The 18,904-nt window shown below is 67.9% G+C and carries 17 protein-coding genes; 12 read left to right on the top strand and 5 right to left on the bottom strand.

Annotated features, from left to right (window positions below):
* The first annotated feature begins 11 nt into the window (after positions 1 to 11).
* Complete coding sequence (locus LDO86_RS12375; protein WP_043424769.1) at positions 12 to 2,624, top strand: DUF2156 domain-containing protein; 2,613 nt, start codon at positions 12 to 14, stop codon at positions 2,622 to 2,624.
* 93 nt (positions 2,625 to 2,717) lie between these two features.
* Here the strand turns inward: LDO86_RS12375 and LDO86_RS12370 are convergent, their stop codons facing one another.
* Together LDO86_RS12370 and nucS are read right to left on the bottom strand one after the other, a co-directional pair.
* Positions 2,718 to 2,921 (bottom strand): cold-shock protein, encoded by a 204-nt coding sequence (locus LDO86_RS12370; RefSeq protein ID WP_011692441.1) that lies wholly within the window; start codon positions 2,919 to 2,921, stop codon positions 2,718 to 2,720.
* A gap of 307 nt (positions 2,922 to 3,228) precedes the next feature.
* The gene (gene nucS / locus LDO86_RS12365; RefSeq protein WP_018768396.1) at positions 3,229 to 3,924 is read right to left on the bottom strand and encodes an endonuclease NucS; all 696 of its coding nucleotides are present in this window, start codon (positions 3,922 to 3,924) and stop codon (positions 3,229 to 3,231) included.
* 119 nt (positions 3,925 to 4,043) lie between these two features.
* Between nucS and LDO86_RS12360 the strand changes: the two genes are divergently transcribed.
* The gene (locus tag LDO86_RS12360; RefSeq protein ID WP_026265638.1) at positions 4,044 to 4,397 is read left to right on the top strand and encodes a hypothetical protein; all 354 of its coding nucleotides are present in this window, start codon (positions 4,044 to 4,046) and stop codon (positions 4,395 to 4,397) included.
* 29 nt (positions 4,398 to 4,426) lie between these two features.
* Positions 4,427 to 5,224 carry an alpha/beta hydrolase gene (locus tag LDO86_RS12355; RefSeq protein WP_018768394.1) on the top strand — a complete coding sequence of 266 codons (798 nt, stop codon included), beginning with the start codon at positions 4,427 to 4,429 and terminating at the stop codon, positions 5,222 to 5,224.
* A 37-nt stretch (positions 5,225 to 5,261) separates the two neighbouring features.
* On the opposite strand, the gene LDO86_RS12350 is transcribed toward LDO86_RS12355, so the two are convergent.
* A complete protein-coding gene (locus LDO86_RS12350; RefSeq protein WP_026265637.1) occupies positions 5,262 to 6,581 on the bottom strand; it encodes an AI-2E family transporter in 1,320 nt (439 codons plus the stop codon).
* A gap of 207 nt (positions 6,582 to 6,788) precedes the next feature.
* Here LDO86_RS12350 and LDO86_RS12345 point away from each other — a divergent pair, with 207 nt between their 5' ends.
* The 4 genes from LDO86_RS12345 to LDO86_RS12330 are packed head-to-tail and all read left to right on the top strand — an operon-like array spanning position 6,789 to position 10,929.
* The gene (locus LDO86_RS12345) at positions 6,789 to 8,489 is read left to right on the top strand and encodes a hypothetical protein (RefSeq protein WP_026265636.1); all 1,701 of its coding nucleotides are present in this window, start codon (positions 6,789 to 6,791) and stop codon (positions 8,487 to 8,489) included.
* Between the two features lie 51 nt (positions 8,490 to 8,540).
* Entirely contained in the window at positions 8,541 to 9,533 is a 993-nt protein-coding gene (locus tag LDO86_RS12340) for a tetratricopeptide repeat protein (protein WP_018768391.1), read from the top strand.
* Positions 9,533 to 10,630 carry an NADH:flavin oxidoreductase/NADH oxidase gene (locus LDO86_RS12335; RefSeq protein ID WP_018768390.1) on the top strand — a complete coding sequence of 366 codons (1,098 nt, stop codon included), beginning with the start codon at positions 9,533 to 9,535 and terminating at the stop codon, positions 10,628 to 10,630. The genes LDO86_RS12340 and LDO86_RS12335 overlap by 1 nt, the downstream gene beginning before the upstream one ends.
* A 14-nt stretch (positions 10,631 to 10,644) precedes the next feature.
* Positions 10,645 to 10,929: a DUF3253 domain-containing protein gene (locus tag LDO86_RS12330; RefSeq protein WP_018768389.1), complete on the top strand. Its 285-nt coding sequence runs from the start codon at positions 10,645 to 10,647 to the stop codon at positions 10,927 to 10,929.
* Positions 10,930 to 10,943: 14 nt separating this feature from the next.
* Here the strand turns inward: LDO86_RS12330 and LDO86_RS12325 are convergent, their stop codons facing one another.
* Positions 10,944 to 12,818 carry a Na+/H+ antiporter gene (locus LDO86_RS12325; protein WP_026265635.1) on the bottom strand — a complete coding sequence of 625 codons (1,875 nt, stop codon included), beginning with the start codon at positions 12,816 to 12,818 and terminating at the stop codon, positions 10,944 to 10,946.
* A gap of 51 nt (positions 12,819 to 12,869) precedes the next feature.
* Between LDO86_RS12325 and LDO86_RS12320 the strand changes: the two genes are divergently transcribed.
* The 5 genes from LDO86_RS12320 to LDO86_RS12300 all read left to right on the top strand — a co-directional run bounded on the left by LDO86_RS12320 (position 12,870) and on the right by LDO86_RS12300 (position 18,249).
* Positions 12,870 to 13,664, top strand: a complete 795-nt coding sequence (locus LDO86_RS12320) for an ABC transporter ATP-binding protein (RefSeq protein ID WP_026265634.1) — start codon at positions 12,870 to 12,872, stop codon at positions 13,662 to 13,664.
* Complete coding sequence (locus tag LDO86_RS12315; RefSeq protein WP_018768386.1) at positions 13,646 to 15,217, top strand: hypothetical protein; 1,572 nt, start codon at positions 13,646 to 13,648, stop codon at positions 15,215 to 15,217. Before LDO86_RS12320 ends, LDO86_RS12315 begins: the two co-directional genes overlap by 19 nt.
* Positions 15,218 to 15,238: 21 nt before the next feature.
* Complete coding sequence (gene nagB / locus LDO86_RS12310) at positions 15,239 to 16,018, top strand: glucosamine-6-phosphate deaminase (protein WP_018768385.1); 780 nt, start codon at positions 15,239 to 15,241, stop codon at positions 16,016 to 16,018.
* A gap of 108 nt (positions 16,019 to 16,126) precedes the next feature.
* Entirely contained in the window at positions 16,127 to 16,468 is a 342-nt protein-coding gene (locus LDO86_RS12305) for a DUF3039 domain-containing protein (protein WP_026265633.1), read from the top strand.
* Positions 16,468 to 18,249 carry a DEAD/DEAH box helicase gene (locus LDO86_RS12300; protein WP_018768383.1) on the top strand — a complete coding sequence of 594 codons (1,782 nt, stop codon included), beginning with the start codon at positions 16,468 to 16,470 and terminating at the stop codon, positions 18,247 to 18,249. The genes LDO86_RS12305 and LDO86_RS12300 overlap by 1 nt, the downstream gene beginning before the upstream one ends.
* A gap of 15 nt (positions 18,250 to 18,264) precedes the next feature.
* Here the strand turns inward: LDO86_RS12300 and LDO86_RS12295 are convergent, their stop codons facing one another.
* On the bottom strand, positions 18,265 to 18,897 hold the full coding sequence (locus LDO86_RS12295; protein WP_018768382.1) for an isochorismatase family protein: 633 nt from the start codon (positions 18,895 to 18,897) through the stop codon (positions 18,265 to 18,267).
* Between the last annotated feature and the right edge of the window lie 7 nt (positions 18,898 to 18,904).

Below are 18,904 nucleotides of genomic sequence, written 5' to 3'. Positions count from 1 at the left end.
CGGCCGCCCTGATGTGGGCCGCCGTCGGACGTCCGGCAGTCCAGCAGGCGCTGCTCACGCTGAAATCCATGCCCTTCACCCTGGGCGTGCTGGTTGCCTTCCTTGCGGCCGCTGCCCTGACCGGAAGCTTCCTTGACGGCCCGCCGGAGCAGCTCCTTGGCCTGGCCTCGGTCAGCGGCCCCGGGCTGCGCAGCGGGCAGTGGTGGACGCTGTTCACCAGCGCCTTCTTCGCCACTAACCCGCTCGCCTACCTCGCCGCGTCGCTGATGATCGTGCTGCTGCTGGGCCTGGCGGAGCGCAAGCTTGGCCGGCGGGCCGCCGTCGGACTGTTCTTTGGCGGGCAATTCGCGGCCGTCACGGTGTTCCTCCTGGTAACCCAGCTGGCCGTGTATGTGGGCGACGGCTGGCTGGACCGGATGGTGGATGACAGGCTCATCGGTCCGTATGCCCCGGTGCTTATTGCCGGGCTTGCGGCCAGTGCCCGGATCACGCTGCTGTGGCAGCGCCGGCTCCGCACCGTGGTGCTGTCCATTTCCCTGCTGCTGGTCCTGTACGTGGGGCACGCCGAAACCGTCATTGGCCTCATCGGCGCCCTTCTTGGCCTCCTTGCAGGCTGGTGGATCCAGGGGGACCAGGGGCGGCTTCACCGTCACCGGTCGACGGGCCGGGAAACCAGGAACCTCCTGGCCCTGACCGTTGCCGTGTTCGCGGTGGGTCCCATCCTGACCGGAATCACGCGTGCGCCAACCGGCCCGCTGGCTTTGCTCCGGGACGTCGTCCTGAGCCCGATGCCCACGCTGAACCAACTGATCTTCAACTGCGGCGCCACCGTTGACGCCACTTGCCTGGAAACGGGCAGGGCAGGGTTTGCCGGCCCGTTCGGCCTGGCGCTGGCCGTGGTGCCGGTCCTCCTGCTGCTGATCTGCGCGGACGGCATGCGCCGGGGCCGCCGGCTGGCCCTGAACATCGCGCTGGCCATCCAGTTGGCTGTCACCGCCCTCGCCGCGGTCTACCTGGCACTGTTCGCCCTTGTTCCCTCACGCCTGCAGGGCACGCATGCAACGCCGCTGTCCTCGGCCTTCGCACATGTGCTGCCGCTCGTGGTGGTTCCGCTGCTGCTGGCAGTGGTCCTGTGGCTGAACCGGCGGCAGTTCCGCGTGCAGACGCGTCCGGGCGCCCGGCGGACGCTCGCTGCGGTGGTCTGCGGAACCTGGCTGGTGCTGGCCAGCTCATATACCGTGGCCTGGTTCTGGTCCGGCGGACTGTCCCGTGACGGCGGCTTGCTGGGCCTTTTCGCCGAGTTGGCCCGGCAGTACGTCCCGGTGCCCATTCCGCAGAATTTCCGCCGGGTCTTCCCGGAACGCGACAGCGCCGAAGCACTGCTGTTCGCCTACTCGGGACCGGTGTTCTGGCTCGTGGCCCTGGCGGCGGTGTTGTGGGTGCTGGTGGGCCGGCACCACGGCCTCCACTTCGGACGGCAGGACCGCAGCCACGCCCGGGAACTGCTCCACCAGGGCGGCGGACCCTTGTCCTGGATGGCACTGTGGGAGCCCAACACGTACTGGTTCAGCCCGGACGGCGCAGGCGGCATGGCCTTCCAGCAGCATGGGACCGTGGCCCTGACCCTGGGCGGTGCATTCGGTGACCGCAAGGCCGAGCAGCGGGTCACCGAAGGCTTCCTGGACTACTGCCGCAGCCAGGCCCTGATACCGGCGCTGTATTCCTGCGACGACACCATGTGGCCGGTACTGAGGGAACGCGGCTTCTCCCGCGTGGCCGTGGCCCAGGAGACCCGGCTGGCGCTGAACGAGCTTGAGTTCAAAGGCAAGGAATGGCAGAACGTCAGGACCGCCCTGAACCGCGCCGCGAAGCTGGGCGTCCATGCCGTCTGGGGCTCCTACCATTCGCTGCCCGCAACGCTCCGGCTAAGGCTGAACGAAGTGTCCGAGGAATGGGCGGCCGGCAAGTCCGTTCCGGAAATGGGCTTCACGCTGGGGGGAGTGGACGAGCTCGACGACGAGGAGGTCCTGTGCTGCCTGGCCGTGGACGGCCACGGCGTGGTCCACGGCGTGACCAGCTGGCTGCCCGTGTACGACGGCGGGCGGCTGGTAAGCAGGACCCTGGATGTCATGCGCCGCGGCAGTGAAGGATTTCCGGGGGTGATGGAATTCCTGATTGCCTCCGCCGTACTGGAGTTGCGGGATTCCGTGGACGTGATCTCCCTGTCGGGTTCGCCGCTGGCCAGCCGTCCCGATGCCCAGCCGGAGCGGGGAACAGGAACAGGCGCGGAGGGAACAGGCGCTGGGGGAACGGGTGCTGAGGGAACAGGCGCCGGGGGGCCCGGCGGGGGCGAGGACGCAGGGCAACAGGAGGGCGCCCCCGATGAGGGCGCGCAGAACCTGGTCAGGATCCTGGACCTGGTGGGCCACGCGCTTGAGCCGGTCTACGGCTTCCGCTCCCTGGCGGCCTTCAAGTCCCGGTTCAAGCCGGAGTACCGGGCGCTTTACCTGTACTACCAGGATCCGTTGCACCTGCCCGCCATCGGCAGGGCGCTGACCCGCGCCTACCTCCCCGGTCTTTCCCTGGCGCAGGGCGCCCGGCTGGTGCGCAAGCTGGTGACCTGAGGCGGCAGCAACGCCGGCATAAAAAATGGTCCCCGGCAATCCTGCCGGGGACCATTTGATTCGCTGACAGCCGCGGGAAGCGGCCGGGCGGTACTAGACCAGCGTTACGCCGGTAGCCTGGGGACCCTTGGCGCCCTGGCCGATTTCGAACTGAACGCGCTGGTTCTCGTCGAGGGTTTTGAAGCCGCCGGTCTGGATTTCGGAGTAGTGAACGAAGACATCGCCATCGGAGTCATCCGGGGTGATGAAGCCGAAGCCCTTTTCAGCGTTGAACCACTTGACGGTTCCCTGTGCCATTTATTTCTCCTCATTGTGGAACTTTTTAAGACCGGCACACCTCGTGCCGACCTTGGTCACTCCGCGAGAAGAATCCTGATTGCCTTTCCCCGATGGGAGATCCGGCGCTGCAGGAGCTTCGCGCTCGCAACATGTCTTGCGAGCATGAAAAACACCTACACAAAGACTGAGATAAGAATTTCATGCCCGTTCCCGCAGGTCAACGGGCCGGAGGACAAAAAGGACAAAATTTAGGTAAAAAACAGATGTCGCTGAAGCCTGCACCGAATGCCGGACAATTAAGTGCCTAAAGCAACAAAGGCAAAAACTAGAAGAGGCGGGATTCGCTGTCGTCCACTCCGCGCATGGCGTCGTAGTCCAGCGTTATGCAGTCGATCCCGCGGTCGTTTGCCAGCACCTTGGCCTGCGGCTTGATCTGCTGGGCAGCAAAGATTCCCCGGACCGGTGCCAGCAAAGGGTCGCGGTTGAGCAGCTCCAGGTACCGGGTCAGTTGCTCCACGCCGTCAATGTCGCCCCGGCGCTTGAGCTCAATGGCCACGGTGGCGCCGTCCGCGTCGCGCGCCAGGATGTCCACGGGCCCAATGGCGGTGAAGTACTCGCGCCTGATGAGGGAGTAGCCCTGTCCAAGCGTCTCGATCTGCTCGGCGAGCAGCCGCTGCAGGTCAGCCTCCACCCCGTCCTTGATCAGTCCGGGATCCACGCCCAGGTCGTGGGAGGACTCGCTGATCTTCTCGTGGATATTGATGATGAGCCGGTCATCGGTCTTGGCCGACTGCACCGTCCACTGCTCCACCACGCCAAGTTCGAGGTCCACTTCGTCGGGGGAAGAAACCCGCAGCGTGGCAGGCGGGCTCATCCAGTTCAGCGGCTTGTAGGAACCGCCGTCGGAATGGACCAGCACGGAGCCGTCCGCCTTGACCAGCAGGAGCCGGGTGGCGAGGGGGAGATGGGCTTTGAGCCGGCCAACGTAATCAACGGAGCAATGGGCTATGACAAGTCGCACGCCGTACAGACTATCGCGTGGGCTCCGCAGGCCATGTCCGACGGCGGGGCGCCGGGTGCATCGGAAGCGGCGGCAAGGAGCGGGACAGGGGAGTGGGCGGCCTGGGGCAGAATGGATACATGCCGCGTTCCAACCGTCCCCGCCGTCCTGTTTCCGGCAAGGGTTCCGCTTCCGGCAGGGGCGCAGGAGGAAAGAGGAGCGGGGACATTCCCGAACTGGACCTGGAACGGGCACGGGCCGGTATCGCCCGCCGCGAGAGCGCCCCGGACGGCGAGTGGATGGTACGGACCATGACTGCCAGGAACGCTGAGAAGACCTACATCTGCCCGGAATGCTCCACCGCCGTGCTGCCCGGCGTCGCACACCTGGTGGTCTGGAAGGACGACCACCTCTTTGGTGCCGCCGCCGGGCTGGCCGAGCGGCGGCACTGGCACACCAACTGCTGGATGACGCGCAGCTACCGGTACCGCTGACGCCGCCCGCTGTCGCTAAGCTGGCAGTCATGACTTTTGATCCGGCGTCGTACCACTTCACCCAGGCCGGGGGCCCTGTCCCCATCCGTGCCTCCACCGTCCTGCCCGCCCGTCGAGAGAACATCGAGCTGCAGACGGAGGACGGCCACACGCTGGTGGGCGAGCTGGCACTGCCGGAATCCGGCCCCGTCAAGGCAACGCTGATCACGCTCCACCCGCTGCCGACGCACGGTGGCTTCATGGATTCCCATGTGTACCGCAAGGCCTCCTACCGGCTGCCGGCGCTGGCGGGCATCGCGGTGCTGCGCTTCAATACCCGGGGTACGGCCTCCCCCCGGGGTGCCAGCAGCGGCGCGTTCGAGGAAGGGATAGGGGAGCGGCACGACGTCGAGGCAGCCGTGCGCTTCGCCGTTGAGCGGGGCCTGCCCAACCGCTGGCTGGTGGGCTGGTCGTTCGGGACCGAACTGGCGCTGATGTACGGCGCCGTGGAGCCGGTGGCCCCACAGATCGAGGGGGCGGTGCTGCTGTCGCCTCCGCTGCACCGCGCCACGGACAAGCACCTGCAGCTGTGGGCCGAATCCGGCAAGCCCCTCACCGTCCTGGTGCCGGAGCACGACGACTTCCTCCAGCCTGCCGAGGCAACCGCAAGGTTCAGCCTGGTGCCGCAGGCCCGAGTAGTGGGCGTGGCCGGGGCCAAGCATCTGTGGGTGGGGGAGAAGTACGCCGCACGGGTCCTGAACGACATCGTGGCGCTTGTCAGTCCAGATGCCGCCGCAGCACCGCTGCCGCAGGAATGGGAAGGGCCGGCGGCGACGGCCGGCGCCTAAGCGGCCCCGCAGGGAACGACGTGCGGGGGCCAGCGGGTCAGTGCTGGTCCTGCCGGACGATATAGATTTCCCGGAGCAGCAGCAGGACCGCTGCGGCAGTGGGGATGGCGATCAGCGCACCGAGCACGCCCAGCAGGCTTCCGCCGGCAATCACGGAGATCACCGCCACGGCACCGGGCACGGCAACTGCCTTCTGCATGATGCGCGGCGAGATGAAGTAGGCCTCGAACTGCAGGTACGCGAAATAGCAGATGGCGTAGATGGCGGCCGCCTGCCAGCCCTGGGTGAGGGATACAAGGATCACCACAATGCCTGCGATCATGCCGCCCACCAGCGGGATGAAAGCGAGCAGGACCACCACGAACGCCAGCAGCAGGGCAAAGGGGATGCCCACGATGGACATCACCACGAAGGCGAAAGTGGCGTTGAGGAGGGCCACGCATGCCTGGCCGATGACGTAGTTTCCCACTGACCGGGTGATCTCCTCGGAGAGGGCGGCCACCCGTTTGCGGCGGGAGCGGGGGGCCAGCCTGTAGCCCCACTTCTTCATCGCCGGCAGCGCTGCCAGGAAGTACAGGCTCAGCACCAGGACAATGAGGGTGCCGAAGAGCCCGTTGGCCACGGTGGATCCGAATCCCACCACGCCGCCGAAAATGCCGCCCATGGCCGCCGGGTCATTGACGAACTTGTCCAGTTCCTCGGTGATGCGGTCCCGCACGCCGAACTGGTCATCGAGGCTGCGGAAGAAGTCCGAGTCCATGAAGCTGCGCACCCAGTCCGGCGCCTGCCGCACGATCTCCGACACCTGTTCAACAATGGTGGGGATAAGAGTGGCGAAAAACCCGACGACGGCGCCCATGAGGACAGCCACGGAGACAAGGATGCCGGCGGGCCGGGGGATCTTCCTGTTTTCGAGCCAGCCCACCACGGGTTCAAGTCCCAGGGCGATGAACAGCGCCGCCACGATCCACAGCAGCAGCTGCGTGGTGTGGGAACCGATCCAGTAGACCAGCAGCGCCAGTCCCACGCCCACTGTCCCCATGAAGCCCATGTACAGGGGATGCTGGGGGGACATGCGCGGCCCGGGGTGGCCGAACTGGGGTTCCTCGTCACCGCCGTGGTCCGTCTGGGGAACCTGCCCGGTGTATTCCGGGGGCATTTCGAACCGAAGCCTGGGCTGTGCTCCGGGCAAGGGCTGGCGGAGCCTGCGGACCACCTGGCCGATTGCAGCCGCGGCCGTGCCCCTGCGGTGGGCTGCCGCTGCCATTCCCAGGGGAGGCACCGTCGCAGGGACAGGGCCCCTGGAATCCCCGGGATTTCCGGTTGCCGCCGAGGATGGGTCCGTCTTGTCAGTCACTGGTTTTGGGGGCCTGTTCCGTGCGTGGCTCCGTGTGCGCGGGCCAATGTGATGATCATCGCAAACACTATCAGCAGGCTTGTCACCGGGAGCCGAAGCCACCGCCCGGAGGTCTTCGGAAGAGGGGCCGGAACGGGCAAAAAGGGGCTCCTGGTAACAAAAAGGTTACTATTGAAGGCAAACCCCCGCTGATGATAGGTGTTTCCCTTGCGTTTAAAGACTGCAGCCGCACTTGTGCTGCTCGGCCTCCTGACACTTTTGGCCGGCATCGGCCAGAGAACCATCTGGGCTCCATCCGAGACGTTCACCGCGTCCGTGCCGGCGGATGCCGCCGGCGCGCCGTTGACGGTTATCGACCAGAAGCTGCGCACCCTGCATGACGGAACCGTCAAGATCACCGTCCAGGGCGACGGCAACTTCATGCTGGCCACGGGACGGCCCGATGACGTGAGCGCCTGGGTGGGCCAGACGGCCCACAACACCATCACCGGCGTCACCGAAGACGAAAAGTCACTCGTGGTTGAGCACGCCGACGGCGAAGGGACCGCCCCCAACCCGGCCGGTTCCGACCTCTGGGTTTCCAATGAGAATGCCAGCGGCGAGCTTGAATACACCTGGACCCCGCCCGCCGACGGTGACTGGAGCCTGCTCCTCGCTTCCGACGGCACCAAGGCCGCCCCGGCTTCTGTCTCCATGACCTTCCCCAACGACACGTCCACCCCCTGGGCGGTCCCGCTGATGGTCCTGGGCAGCATGCTGATCGTGGGCGGAATTGTCCTGGGACTGCTTTCAGCCCGCCGGAAGGACGGCGAGGGCGGTGACAGCGGCTACGCCCGCCGCGCCCGTGCACGGAACGCCGAAACGCAGGGCCAGGCCCCGTCGTCGTCCTCCTCTTCCAAGGCCACCATGGTGGCGGCCGGCGTGGTTGCCGCCCTGCTGGCCGGATCCGCCACTGCCGCCCAGGCCGCCAGTCCAAGCCCGCTGCCTTCCGGCAGCGCCTCATCCACGGCGAAGCAAGCCGCGGGATCGCCGGTCCTGCTGGACGCCCAGTTCCGCCGGATCCTGGAGCAGGTCTCCAGCGCCACCGACGCCGGCGACGCCGCCAAGGATGCGGCCAAGCTGGCGGACCGCGTGGGTGGACCGGAACTGGAAGTCCGTACCCAGAACTACAAGATCCGCTCCCAGGTGGGCACTTACGAGCCGCGCATGCCCGTACGTTCCACCAAGCTGCTGACCACCGTCGTCACCAGCGATCGTGACTGGCCCCGCTCGGTGCTGGCCGTGACCCAGGGCGAAGGCAACGTCGTTCCGCAGATCCTGACCCTGGTCCAGCAGTCGCCGCGCGAGAACTACAAGCTGATGGAAACCACGCCGCTGCAGCCGGGCACCACCTTCCCGAACATCAGCCGCGGCGGTACCGAGACGCTTTCCGCAGCGGACAAGACCGGGCTGCTCTACAGCGGCGAGGAAGCAATGTCCGGCCTGGCCGACAGGCTCACATCGGCGGACTCCCCGTTCAAGGACAAGCTGGTCGAGGGCCAGTCCTCGCCGTATATCGCCGACACCCTGTCGTACCAGGCTGAGGTGGCGAAGGCAGGCGAAAACGGCAACTTCTCCTTCACGCACAAGGTGGTCCCCGAAAGCACCGTGGTGTTCCGCACCTCGGACGGCGGGGCCCTGGTCCTGGGCCGGATCAACTTTGGCTTCGAGGGCACCCCCAAGGCGGCCGGTGACAAGCTGAGCATCGGCGACGATGCGGCAGCCCTGGCCGGCGGCAAGGAAACCACCACCGGCATGGTGCTGAGCTTCGCGGAATCCATGGCGGTCTATGTGCCGCCGGCAGGATCCACGGACCCGATGAAGCTCGTCGCCGCAACCCGCGGCCTGGTCGGAGCCACCTTCAAGTAGGGCCTGGCTGTATTACCACCGGCAGCGGCCGGAGTGGCTAGAGTGGGAAACATGAGTTCGCCAGCTTCCCGCCCAGTCCCTCCTGCCGCTGCCAACCCGGTTAACCTGCGCGGCGCCGTCGACCTTTCGTCGCTGAAGCGGCCCGCCGCCCCGTCCGGGCCTGCCGCCCCGTCCGGCCCTGCAACAGCGCCCCGGGGCGCCCAGCCGGAGGCACCCGCCGGCGGCCCCGAACTCAAGGTCAACGTCACCGAGGCAAACTTCCAGCAGCTGGTGGAACTGTCCGCCCAGGTCCCCGTGGTGTTCGCCCTGTGGGCCCCGTACTCGCCCGAATCCGGCAGGATGCTCGAGACCCTTGAGCGCGTGGTTGCCTCGTACGGTGGACGCCTGGTCCTTGGCGCAGCAGACATCGAGGCCTTCCCGCAGCTGGCCCAGGCCTTCCAGGTGCAGGCCGTTCCCACCGCCGTCGCCGTCTTGAAGGGGCAGCCGGTGCCGCTCTTCCAGGGCAGCGCGGAAGAAGAGCAGGTGCGCAGCCTCTTCGACGAACTCCTCAAGGTGGCTGCAGCGAACGGGGTCACCGGAAGCCTTGGCGGGGAAGCGGGCGGGGAACAGGAGCCCGCGCCGCTGCCGCCGCTGCACCAGGCCGCCTTTGACGCCATTGAGGCCGGCGACTACGCCGCCGCAGCTGCGGCCTACCGCCAGGCGCTCAAGGAGATGCCGGCCGACCATGAGGCCAAGGCCGGCCTGGCGCAGGTGGAACTGATGGACCGGCTGCAGTCGTTGTCGGCCCAGGACGGCGAGGCGCTGCGTGCGCAGGCCGCGGATGAGCCGGACAACCTGGCGGCACAGCTCGGCGTGGCGGACCTCGACGTGGCCGGCGGCCACGTCGAGGATGCACTGAACCGGCTGGTGGCGTTCATCGGCAGGAACTTCGGCCCGGAGCGGGAGACCGCACGGGTACGGCTGCTGGAGCTGTTCGACATCGTGGGCGCAGGTGATGAGCGGGTAGCAAAGTCGCGGCAGGCGCTTGCCCGGGTGCTGTTCTAGTGCCGGCCCTGTTCCAGCCGCTGACGCTGCGGTCCATGGAGCTGCAGCACCGTGGCTGGGTATCGCCCATGTGCCAGTACAGCTGCGATCCCGACGACGCCCCGGGCGTTCCGAACGACTGGCACCTGGTGCACCTTGGCGGGTTTGCCACGGGCGGCGCCGCGATGATCCTCACGGAGGCCGCGGCAGTAAACGCCGCCGGCCGGATCAGTCCCCGCGACGCAGGCCTCTACAACGACGACCAGGCGGCGGCCTGGCAGCGGATTATCTCCTTTGTCCACCGGCACGGTACCGCCGGCACCAGGATCGGCGTGCAGCTGGCCCACGCCGGCCGCAAGGCGTCAACGTACTGGCCGTTTTCGGGCAAGCACGGGAGCGTTCCGGCGTCCGACGGCGGCTGGGACACCGTGGGCCCGTCCACCACCGCTTTCGAGGGCTATGCGGCGCCTGCCGCCATGACCGTGGAACAGATCCACGGCGTCATTGCCGATTTTGCCGCTGCCGCCGTGCGTGCGGTGGACGCCGGCTTTGACACGATGGAGATCCACGGGGCGCACGGCTACCTCCTGCACCAGTTCCAGAGCCCGCTGATCAACCAGCGTGACGACGACTGGGGCGGGGACGAAGCCGGACGGAACCGGCTCATGCTGGCCGTGGTGGACGCCGTCCGCGCTGTCATTCCCGATTCCATGCCCCTGCTGCTCCGGATCTCTGCCACAGACTGGGCGCCGGGCGGCGTGGACCAGGCGGCGTCGGTGCGGCTGGCCCGCGAGGCAGCCGCCCGCGGCGTGGACCTGGTGGATGTCTCCAGCGGCGGGGCCGTGGCGCACCAGCAGATCAAGCCGGGCCTGGGCTATCAAACCGGATTCTCCGCAGCCATCCGCGAGGAGGCAGGAGTCGCCACCGGCACGGTGGGGCTGGTGACCACGCCCGGGCAGGCGGAGCACGCCGTTGCCACCGGCCAGGCCGACGGCGTCTTCATTGCGCGCGCGGCGCTGCGCGACCCCCACTGGTGGCTGCGGGCCGCATTCGAACTGGGTTACGACATTGCCTGGCCGCCCCAGTACGAGCGGGCCATCCCGCGGCGTGCCTTCTGACCGCGGCGTCCGGCATGGCGCATCCTGGCGGAACGGGGCCGCAAACCAAGGTTGACCGGCAGCTGGAAGCGAAGATCCTGGAACTGTTGGCATCCCGTGCGGACACGGCCACCATCTGCCCCTCTGATGCTGCCAGGGCCGTGGGCGGAGATGACTGGCGCCGGCTCATGGAACCCGCCCGGGCCGCCGCACGCCGCCTGGTGGACGCAGGGCAGGTCCACATCACCCAAGGCGGTTCCGTCGTTGATCCGGGTACGGCCAGGGGTCCGATCAGGATCCGGAAAGTGCCCCCGAACTAAGTACCCGGCCTGCTTCAGCCGAGCAGGTCATCCACGTAGCACCAGCGCCAGTCCTCACCGGGTTCAATGCTGCGCATGACCGGGTGGCCGGCTTCCTTGAAATGGCGGCTGGCGTGCCGTCCCGCCGAGGAATCGCAGCAGCCAATGTTTCCGCAGGCCAGGCACATTCGCAGGTGTACCGGTGTGGTCCCTTCCCGTTCGCACCCGGCACAGGTGGGGTTCGCCGGAACCGGCGACGGCATGGCGGCGGTCAGGTGGTCGCACACGCCGCCCGGCTGGGCAAGTCCTTCGCCGCCGCCCTCTGTGGCGGCGTCGGGTTCGTTGAGGGAGGCATCAAGCATGGACTCCTCCACATCCAGCCGTTCCAGGACCTCACTGAGGACTTCATGCGCGAAGTCCCCGCCACGCCGAAGCTCCAGCACCTTGTCCCGCTCAGCCTCCAGCATGGCCATCCGCAATTGGGCGTAACGCTGGCTGGGGGTGGCCGACTCCGCGGCCGGCCTGCCCAGGCGCTCCCAGGCCGCGAGTCCCCGCTCCTGGGTCCGGCGCCGGAGCATATCCATGACCTCGGGCGGGTCGTTCTCGCGCCGCAGCTGCTCCAGCCGCTCCATTCCCGCCGCGGTGGCCAGCTGCATCAGCGCGGCCTGGTTCAGCGCGTCCTCGCGCCTGTCCGGTCCCGGCAGCCCCAGGACCCGGACCAGGGCCGGCAGCGTGAATCCCTGCAGCACCAGGGTGCCTGCCACCACCACCATGGCCGCCAGGACCAGTACGTTGCGGTGCTCCAGGTCGTCCGGCAACGTCAGGACGGCGGCAAGGGTAACCACGCCGCGCATGCCTGCCCAGGACACAATGGCCGGGAACTGCCAGGGCGGCGCGGGGTCTTTCCGCTGCACGGAAGGGATCAGCCGGGGCAGGTACGTGGCCGGAAAAACCCAGACGGGCCGCAGCACCAGCACCGCCAGCAGGATCACGGCGCAGCCCAGCCACACCCGGCCGGCACCCAGCGAATCGTCCTGGACGCTGTCGATGATGCTCCGCACCTGCAGGCCGATCAGGAGGAACACGGCGTTCTCCAGCAGGAACTGGACGGTGTCCCAGTTGCTCCGGGCGCTTTGCCGCGCGGCACCATTGGGCATGGACGGCGCCTTGGTGCCCATCACCAGGCCGGTTACGACGACGGCGAGCACCCCGGACGCGTGGATCGCCTCGGCGGGGAGGAACGCAACGAAGGGTGCCATCAGCGATGTTGAGGTGTTGATGGCAACGTTGCTGATCCGCTTCCTGACTTCGGTGAGGAGGTACGCTGCGGCCAGTCCCACCGCCAGGCCGCCGCCGGCCGCCACCACAAATCCACCCGCCACATCCAGGGCGGAGACGGAGCCCGCGATGGCCGCCACCGCAGCACGCAGGCACACCAGTGCCGTGGCGTCGTTGACCAGTGACTCGCCTTCCAGGATGTTCACGATCCGGCGGGGCATCCCCACCTTCCGTGCAATGGCCGTAGCCGCCACCGCGTCAGGCGGCGCCACCACCGCGCCAAGCGCAATGGCTGCGGCCAGCGGGATTTCCGGGAACAGCCACCACACCACCAACCCGACTCCCACGGTGCCGAAGATGACGTAGCCAACGGACAGCAATCCGATGGAGCGGCGGTTGCTCTTGAAGTCGAACAGCGACGTGCGGAACGCGGCCGCGTACAGCAGCGGCGGCAGCAGGCCGACCAGCACCAGTTCGGGGTTCAGCTCGACGGGCGGAATGAATGGCAGGAACGATCCCGCCACCCCGGCCAGGACCAGCAGCAGCGGAACCGGGATATTGAACCTGCGGCCCACGGCGCTGCCGGCGCACACCACAGCAACGATCACCAGCAGGCCCAACGCAATACCCATGGGGCTAGTTTCGCACCCCCGAAGCCCCGGTCCGCGGACTAGGCTGGCAGCATGACTGCTCCGATACCGTCCCCGGCGCCGAATACGGGGCCCGTGGCGGCCCTGTCCATCCGCGGGCTGGCCAAAAGGTTCGGCGGGAAGATCGCGGTGGACGGCATCAGCCTGGAGGTCCCGGCGGGTTCGTTTTTCGGGATCGTGGGGCCCAACGGTGCGGGCAAGACCACCACGCTGTCCATGGCCACCGGCCTCCTGCGTCCCGATTTCGGCACGGCGGTGGTGCACGGGGTGGATGTGTGGCGGCACCCGCTGGAAGCCAAGCGGCTGATGGGGATCCTGCCCGACGGCGTCCGGCTCTTCGACCGGCTCACCGGGGAGCAGCTGATCACGTACGCCGGGCTGCTGCGCGGCATGGACAAAGCCGTGGTGGCCGCCCGGGTAGGGGAGCTGCTGGCGGCAATGGACCTGGCCCAGGACGCCGGGACGCTGGTGGTGGACTATTCCGCCGGCATGACAAAGAAGATCGCCCTGGCCTCGGCCTTGATCCACGCCCCGAGGCTGCTGGTCCTGGACGAGCCCTTCGAAGCCGTTGACCCGGTGTCGGCGGCGAACATCCGGTCCATCCTGGACCGGTACGTCGCCTCCGGTGGAACGGTCATCGTCTCCAGCCATGTGATGGACCTGGTCCAGCGCATGTGCGACCACGTCGCCGTGGTGGCCCGGGGCAGGCTGCTGGCCGCAGGAACCGTGGACGAGGTGCGGGCCGGCGCCTCGCTGGAGGACCGTTTCGTGCAGTTGGTCGGAGGCCACAGCCACACGGAAGGGCTGGAATGGTTGCGCACCTTCTGAGGCTCAAGCTCACGCTGCTGCGCAACGGACTGCGCCGCAGCCCCTGGCAGCTGGTGGGCATGGCCATTGCGGGGCTCTACGCGCTGGGGGTCGTGGCAACACTGATCATCGCCCTTGTCCTCCTGCGCAACGCCGGCCCCGCCGCCGCGCACACCACAATCGTCCTTGGCGGCTCCGCCGCCGTGCTTGGCTGGGGCATCATTCCGGTGGTGGCATCCGCCACGGACATGACGCTCGATCCGGCGCGCTTCACCACCTTTGCCATCCCCATGAAGCAGATGCTCACCGGCCTCGCCCTTGGCGGACTGATCGGCATCCCGGGCGTGGCCACCACGCTCGTGGCCCTGTCCACGGTGGTGACCTGGTCCCGCGGCGTGCTCCCCGCGCTCGCCGCCCTCCTTGGCGCATGCCTGGGTGTCATGACCTGCGTAGTGCTGGCCAAGGTGGTCACCACCGCCACGGCAAGCCTGGCTGCCTCGCGGCGCTTCAAGGACATCAGCGCCATCGCCTTCATGGTGCCCCTGGTCCTGCTGGGCCCCATCGTGGCAGGGGTTGGCCGTGGCATCTCCGCTTCCACCGGGTTCCTGCCCGGCTTCGCCGGGACGTTGTCCTGGACGCCGCTCGGGGCGCCCTGGGCGCTCGGCGGAGACATCGCATCAGGCCGGCCCGGGCAGGCGGCGGTGAAACTGCTGGTTTCGGTGGCGGTCCTCGGCGTCCTGGCCTGGTGCTGGAAGCTGCTGCTCGAGCGGGCGCTGGTCACCCCGCCGTACGCCGGCGCCGGGAAGCGCAAGGGCGGCCGGCTGGGCCTGTTCGGCGTGCTGCCGGCCACCCCGGCCGGCGCGGTGATGGCCAGGTCGCTCACTTACTGGATCCGGGACCCGCGGTATTCGGGATCGTTGGTGGTGATCCCGCTGCTTCCGGTGGTGCTGGGTGTCCAGGGGGCCCAGACCGGCAGCTATGGCAGCCTTGCCTTCCTTGCCCCGGTGTCGGCCTTCATCCTGGCCTGGTCCATCTCCGCGGACGTCTCGTACGACAACACGGCGTTTGCGCTGCACCTGGCCACCGGGGTCCGCGGGGTGGCTGACCGGCTGGGCCGGGCCCTGGCCTGCATGACCTTCGCCCTGCCCGTGGTGCTGGTGTTCTCGGTGGGCTACGCGGCATTCACCCGCAACTGGGCCGCGCTGCCCGGCCAGCTGGGGTTCAGCCTGGGGATCCTCTTCACCGGCCTGGGGCTGTCCTCGGTGGTGTCGGCCCGCTACACGGTGACCGTGCCGCTTCCGGGCGACAGTCCGTTCAAGAAGCCACCGGGCAACGTGGGCCAAACCCTTGCCGTTCAGTTCGTTGGGATGCTGGTCCTTATGGTCCTGGTCCTGCCCGAGGCAGCGCTGCTGGTGGCACAGGCTGTCACCGGCAACGTCCTGTTCGGTTGGCTCACCCTCGCCGTGGGGACCGTTTTGGGCATGGTCCTTTTCCTGGCCGGTATGCGGCTGGGCGGCAAGTGGCTCGAGGCGCGGGGGCCGGAGCTCCTGGCGCAGGTTACCGTCAACCGCTGACAGTTCCCGGAAAGGAACAACATGGAAATCGTGATCCTTGGCGGCAGCCGGCAGATCGCCAAACTCGCGGCGGACGCCATAGAGAAACTTATCAGGCGCAAGCCCGGCGCAGTCCTTGGCCTGGCCACGGGGTCCTCTCCCTTGCCTGTCTATGACGAACTGGCGGCCCGGCATGGACAGGGCCTGGACTTCAGCCGCGCCTCCGGCTTTGCCCTGGATGAATACGTGGGCCTGCCCGCCGGCCACCCCGAGTCCTACCGCGAGGTGGTCCGGCGGGAATTCACTAGCCGCGTGAACATTGCGCCCGGGAACGTCCACGGCCCCGATGGAACTGCATCCGACATCCCCGCCGCCTGCGACGCTTACGAGCACGCCATCACCGCGGCGGGCGGCGTGGACCTGCAGCTGCTGGGCGTGGGCACCGACGGACATATCGGTTTTAACGAACCGGGCTCCTCCTTTGCCTCCCGGACCAGGATCAAGAGCCTGATCGAACAGACCCGCCGCGACAACGCCAGGTTCTTCAACAGCCTTGCGGAGGTACCGCACCATGTCATCACCCAGGGACTGGGCACCATCATGGAGGCCAAACATGTGATCCTGGTGGCCACGGGGGCGCAAAAGGCCCGGGCCGTCCGCGACTTCGTGGAGGGACCCGTGGCTGCCATTTGCCCCGCATCCGTCCTGCAGTTCCATCCACACGCCACCGTCCTGCTGGACGAGGCCGCCGCTTCCGGCCTCAAACTGGCAGATTTCTACCGCCACACCTATGAAAACAAGCCTTCGTGGCAGGGACTCTAGCCGCCTTACGCGCGCTGCCGCCGGCGATGAAAAAGTACGACGGCGGCCGGTGCGGGGCCCCCGCGCGGGCGTGCCGCCGTCGAACGCCGGGCCGGGGGAGCGGCTAAGATGGATGCCATGACTAGCATGACGGACCCTCTCGACAACGACCCGATGCGCGAGCTTTCCGGGGCTGGATCGTCCACGGCCACCATTGAGCGCGAGGAACTGCGCCAGGAAGTGGAACCCGGGGACCGGGAGCGCTTTTCGCACTATGTGCGGAAGGAAAAGATCATGGAGTCCGCGCTGACCGGGGAGCCCGTCATCGCCCTGTGCGGCAAGGTCTGGACGCCGGGACGGGATCCGCAGAAGTTCCCGGTCTGCCCGATGTGCAAGGAGGTCTACGAGGGCCTCCGGCCGGGCAATGACGGCGGCAAGGGTCCCGGAGGGGACTCGGGCAGCAACAAGTAGTGACGGAGACGCTCTTTGGCGGTCCCACCCTGCCTCCGGCGTATCCGGAACGCGCAGCCTGGGGAACCGCCCCGAAACTCCGTGCCTGGCAGCAGGAAGCCCTTGACCTTTACCTGAAGAACAGTCCCCGCGACTTCCTTGCGGTGGCAACCCCGGGCGCCGGTAAAACCACCTTCGCGCTGCGCATCGCCTCCACGCTCATCGATTCCGGCGCCGTTAACCGGGTGACCATCGTTGCGCCCACGGACCACCTGAAGCGCCAGTGGGCGGATGCTGCCGCCAAGGTGGGGATCGCCATCGACCCCAACTTCAAGAACTCCGACGGCCAGCACGGCCGCGGCTTCATCGGCGTCGCCGTCACCTATGCCCAGGTGGCCAGCAAACCGCTGCTGCACCGGGCCAAGACTGAAGCGGCCCGGACCCTGGTGATCCTGGACGAGATCCACCACGGCGGCGAAGCCCTGTCCTGGGGCGACGGCCTGCGCGAGGCATTCGATCCCGCCGTGCGCCGCCTGTCGCTGACCGGTACGCCGTTCCGCTCCGACACCTCGCCCATCCCGTTCGTGGAGTACGCCGAGGACCGGGACGGGATCCGGCGCTCCAAGGCCGACTACACCTACGGCTACGGCAACGCGCTCCGGGACCACGTGGTCCGGCCCGTGATGTTCATGGCCTACTCCGGCCAGATGCGCTGGCGCACCAGCGCGGGCGAGGAAATGGCGGCGTCCCTCGGCGAGGCAGCGGTGACCAAGGACATCACCAGCCACGCCTGGCGGACCGCGCTCAATCCCGCGGGGGAGTGGATCCCAGCGGTCCTGGCCGGCGCGGACAAAAGGCTCAGCGAAGTCCGGCGCACCGTCCCGGACGCCGGCGGCCTGGTCATCGCCACCGACCACGAGGACGCCCGGGCCTACGCCGGCCAGCTGAAGAAGATCACCGGCGAGTCGCCCACCGTCATCCTGTCCGACGACGCCAAGGCCTCCAGCAAGATCGAGGAATTCTCCGCCGGCGAAAAGCGCTGGATGGTGGCCGTGCGCATGGTCTCCGAAGGCGTTGACGTGCCCCGGCTGTCGGTCGGCGTATACGCCACCTCGACGTCCACGCCGCTGTTCTTCGCCCAGGCCGTGGGGCGCTTCGTGCGTGCCCGCAAGAGGGGCGAAACGGCGTCGGTCTTCCTGCCGTCCGTTCCCCAGCTGATGGCACTGGCCAATTCCATGGAGATGGAGCGCGACCACGCCCTGGACCGCCCCGAAAAAGAGGACGGCGACGGGCTTTTCAACCCCGAAGACTCACTGATGGAGGAGGCCAACCGGGAAGAAAAGGCCTCCGACAGCCTCACCAAGGGCAAGTTCGAGGCACTGGACTCCCAGGCCTCCTTTGACCGGGTCCTGTTCGACGGCGGCGAGTTCGGCACCGGCGGCGAGGTAGGGTCCGACGACGAACTGGACTTCCTGGGGATCCCCGGCCTGCTGGACGCCGAGCAGGTGGGTACGCTGCTGCGCCAGCGCCAGCACGAGCAGCTGAACCGGAAGAACCGGAAGGCACCGGCCGCCGCCGAAAGCCAGGCCCCGGCCGTTCCCGACCACCGGATGCTGATGGACCTGCGCAACGAACTGGCCAAGAACGTGGCCGCCTGGGCTGCCCGGACCGGGACGCCCCACGGCGTGGTGCACACTAAACTCCGCACGGTTTGCGGCGGCCCTCCCGTGGCGCAGGCCAACGAGGAGCAGCTGAAGTCGCGGCTGCGCAAGCTCCAGGACTGGTTCGTGGGCCGCAAGTAGCGGCACTCCCAGGAATCAGGCGATGTCCGCCCCGCCGAGTTCCATTTCCGCAACGGCGTCTTCCAGGTCCTCGGCGATGCCGGCCGTCAGCGACCGCAGCACCGTGACACCGTAGCCGGCCTGGACGGCGTCAAGCGCGGTGGCCTTCACGCAGTAGTCGGTGGCAATGCCAACCACCACCACGTCCTCCACGTCGTGGCTCTGCAGCCAGTCATCGAGGCCGATGGCGTCCTCATCGGGCTCCAGGGCCTCCCTGGCGGCGGGCAGGCCGCCGGCGTTCCGTTCCCCGGTGGGAACGGCATCCTCCGGGGCCAGCAGTCCCTCGAAACCTGAGTAGGCGGCGGCGAACTGCCCCTTCCGGAAGTAGGCATCGATGTACTCGGTGTCCAGGTCCGGATGAAGGTCCGCTCCGCGGGTGCCCGCCACGCAGTGCGGCGGCCAGCTCTCCTTGAAGTCGGGTGTGTCCGAGAAGTGGCTGCCGGGGTCCACGTGCCAGTCCTGGGTGGCAACCACATAGTCGTATTCGCTGTTGTGGGCGTCCAGGTACTCGCTGATGGCGCCTGCCACGGCCGCGCCGCCGGGAACGGGGAGCGATCCGCCCTCGCAGAAATCGTTCTGCACGTCCACGATGATCAAAGCGCGGGACATTGGTGCT

The sequence above is a fragment of the Arthrobacter sp. StoSoilB19 genome (genome assembly GCF_019977275.1).
Taxonomy (GTDB): domain Bacteria; phylum Actinomycetota; class Actinomycetes; order Actinomycetales; family Micrococcaceae; genus Arthrobacter.
The sequence above is the reverse complement of the archived record's forward strand: the minus strand, read 5'-3'. Positions and strand labels throughout refer to the sequence as shown.

Coding starts and splice junctions, on each gene's coding strand:
- LDO86_RS12375 (WP_043424769.1), top strand. CDS start 12: ATGTGGGCCGCCGTCGGACGTCCGGCAGTCCAGCAGGCGCTGCTCACG.
- LDO86_RS12370 (WP_011692441.1), bottom strand. CDS start 2,921: ATGGCACAGGGAACCGTCAAGTGGTTCAACGCTGAAAAGGGCTTCGGC.
- LDO86_RS12360 (WP_026265638.1), top strand. CDS start 4,044: ATGCCGCGTTCCAACCGTCCCCGCCGTCCTGTTTCCGGCAAGGGTTCC.
- LDO86_RS12355 (WP_018768394.1), top strand. CDS start 4,427: ATGACTTTTGATCCGGCGTCGTACCACTTCACCCAGGCCGGGGGCCCT.
- LDO86_RS12340 (WP_018768391.1), top strand. CDS start 8,541: ATGAGTTCGCCAGCTTCCCGCCCAGTCCCTCCTGCCGCTGCCAACCCG.
- LDO86_RS12330 (WP_018768389.1), top strand. CDS start 10,645: ATGGCGCATCCTGGCGGAACGGGGCCGCAAACCAAGGTTGACCGGCAG.
- LDO86_RS12325 (WP_026265635.1), bottom strand. CDS start 12,818: ATGGGTATTGCGTTGGGCCTGCTGGTGATCGTTGCTGTGGTGTGCGCC.
- LDO86_RS12320 (WP_026265634.1), top strand. CDS start 12,870: ATGACTGCTCCGATACCGTCCCCGGCGCCGAATACGGGGCCCGTGGCG.
- LDO86_RS12315 (WP_018768386.1), top strand. CDS start 13,646: ATGGTTGCGCACCTTCTGAGGCTCAAGCTCACGCTGCTGCGCAACGGA.
- nagB (WP_018768385.1), top strand. CDS start 15,239: ATGGAAATCGTGATCCTTGGCGGCAGCCGGCAGATCGCCAAACTCGCG.
- LDO86_RS12305 (WP_026265633.1), top strand. CDS start 16,127: ATGGATGCCATGACTAGCATGACGGACCCTCTCGACAACGACCCGATG.
- LDO86_RS12295 (WP_018768382.1), bottom strand. CDS start 18,897: ATGTCCCGCGCTTTGATCATCGTGGACGTGCAGAACGATTTCTGCGAG.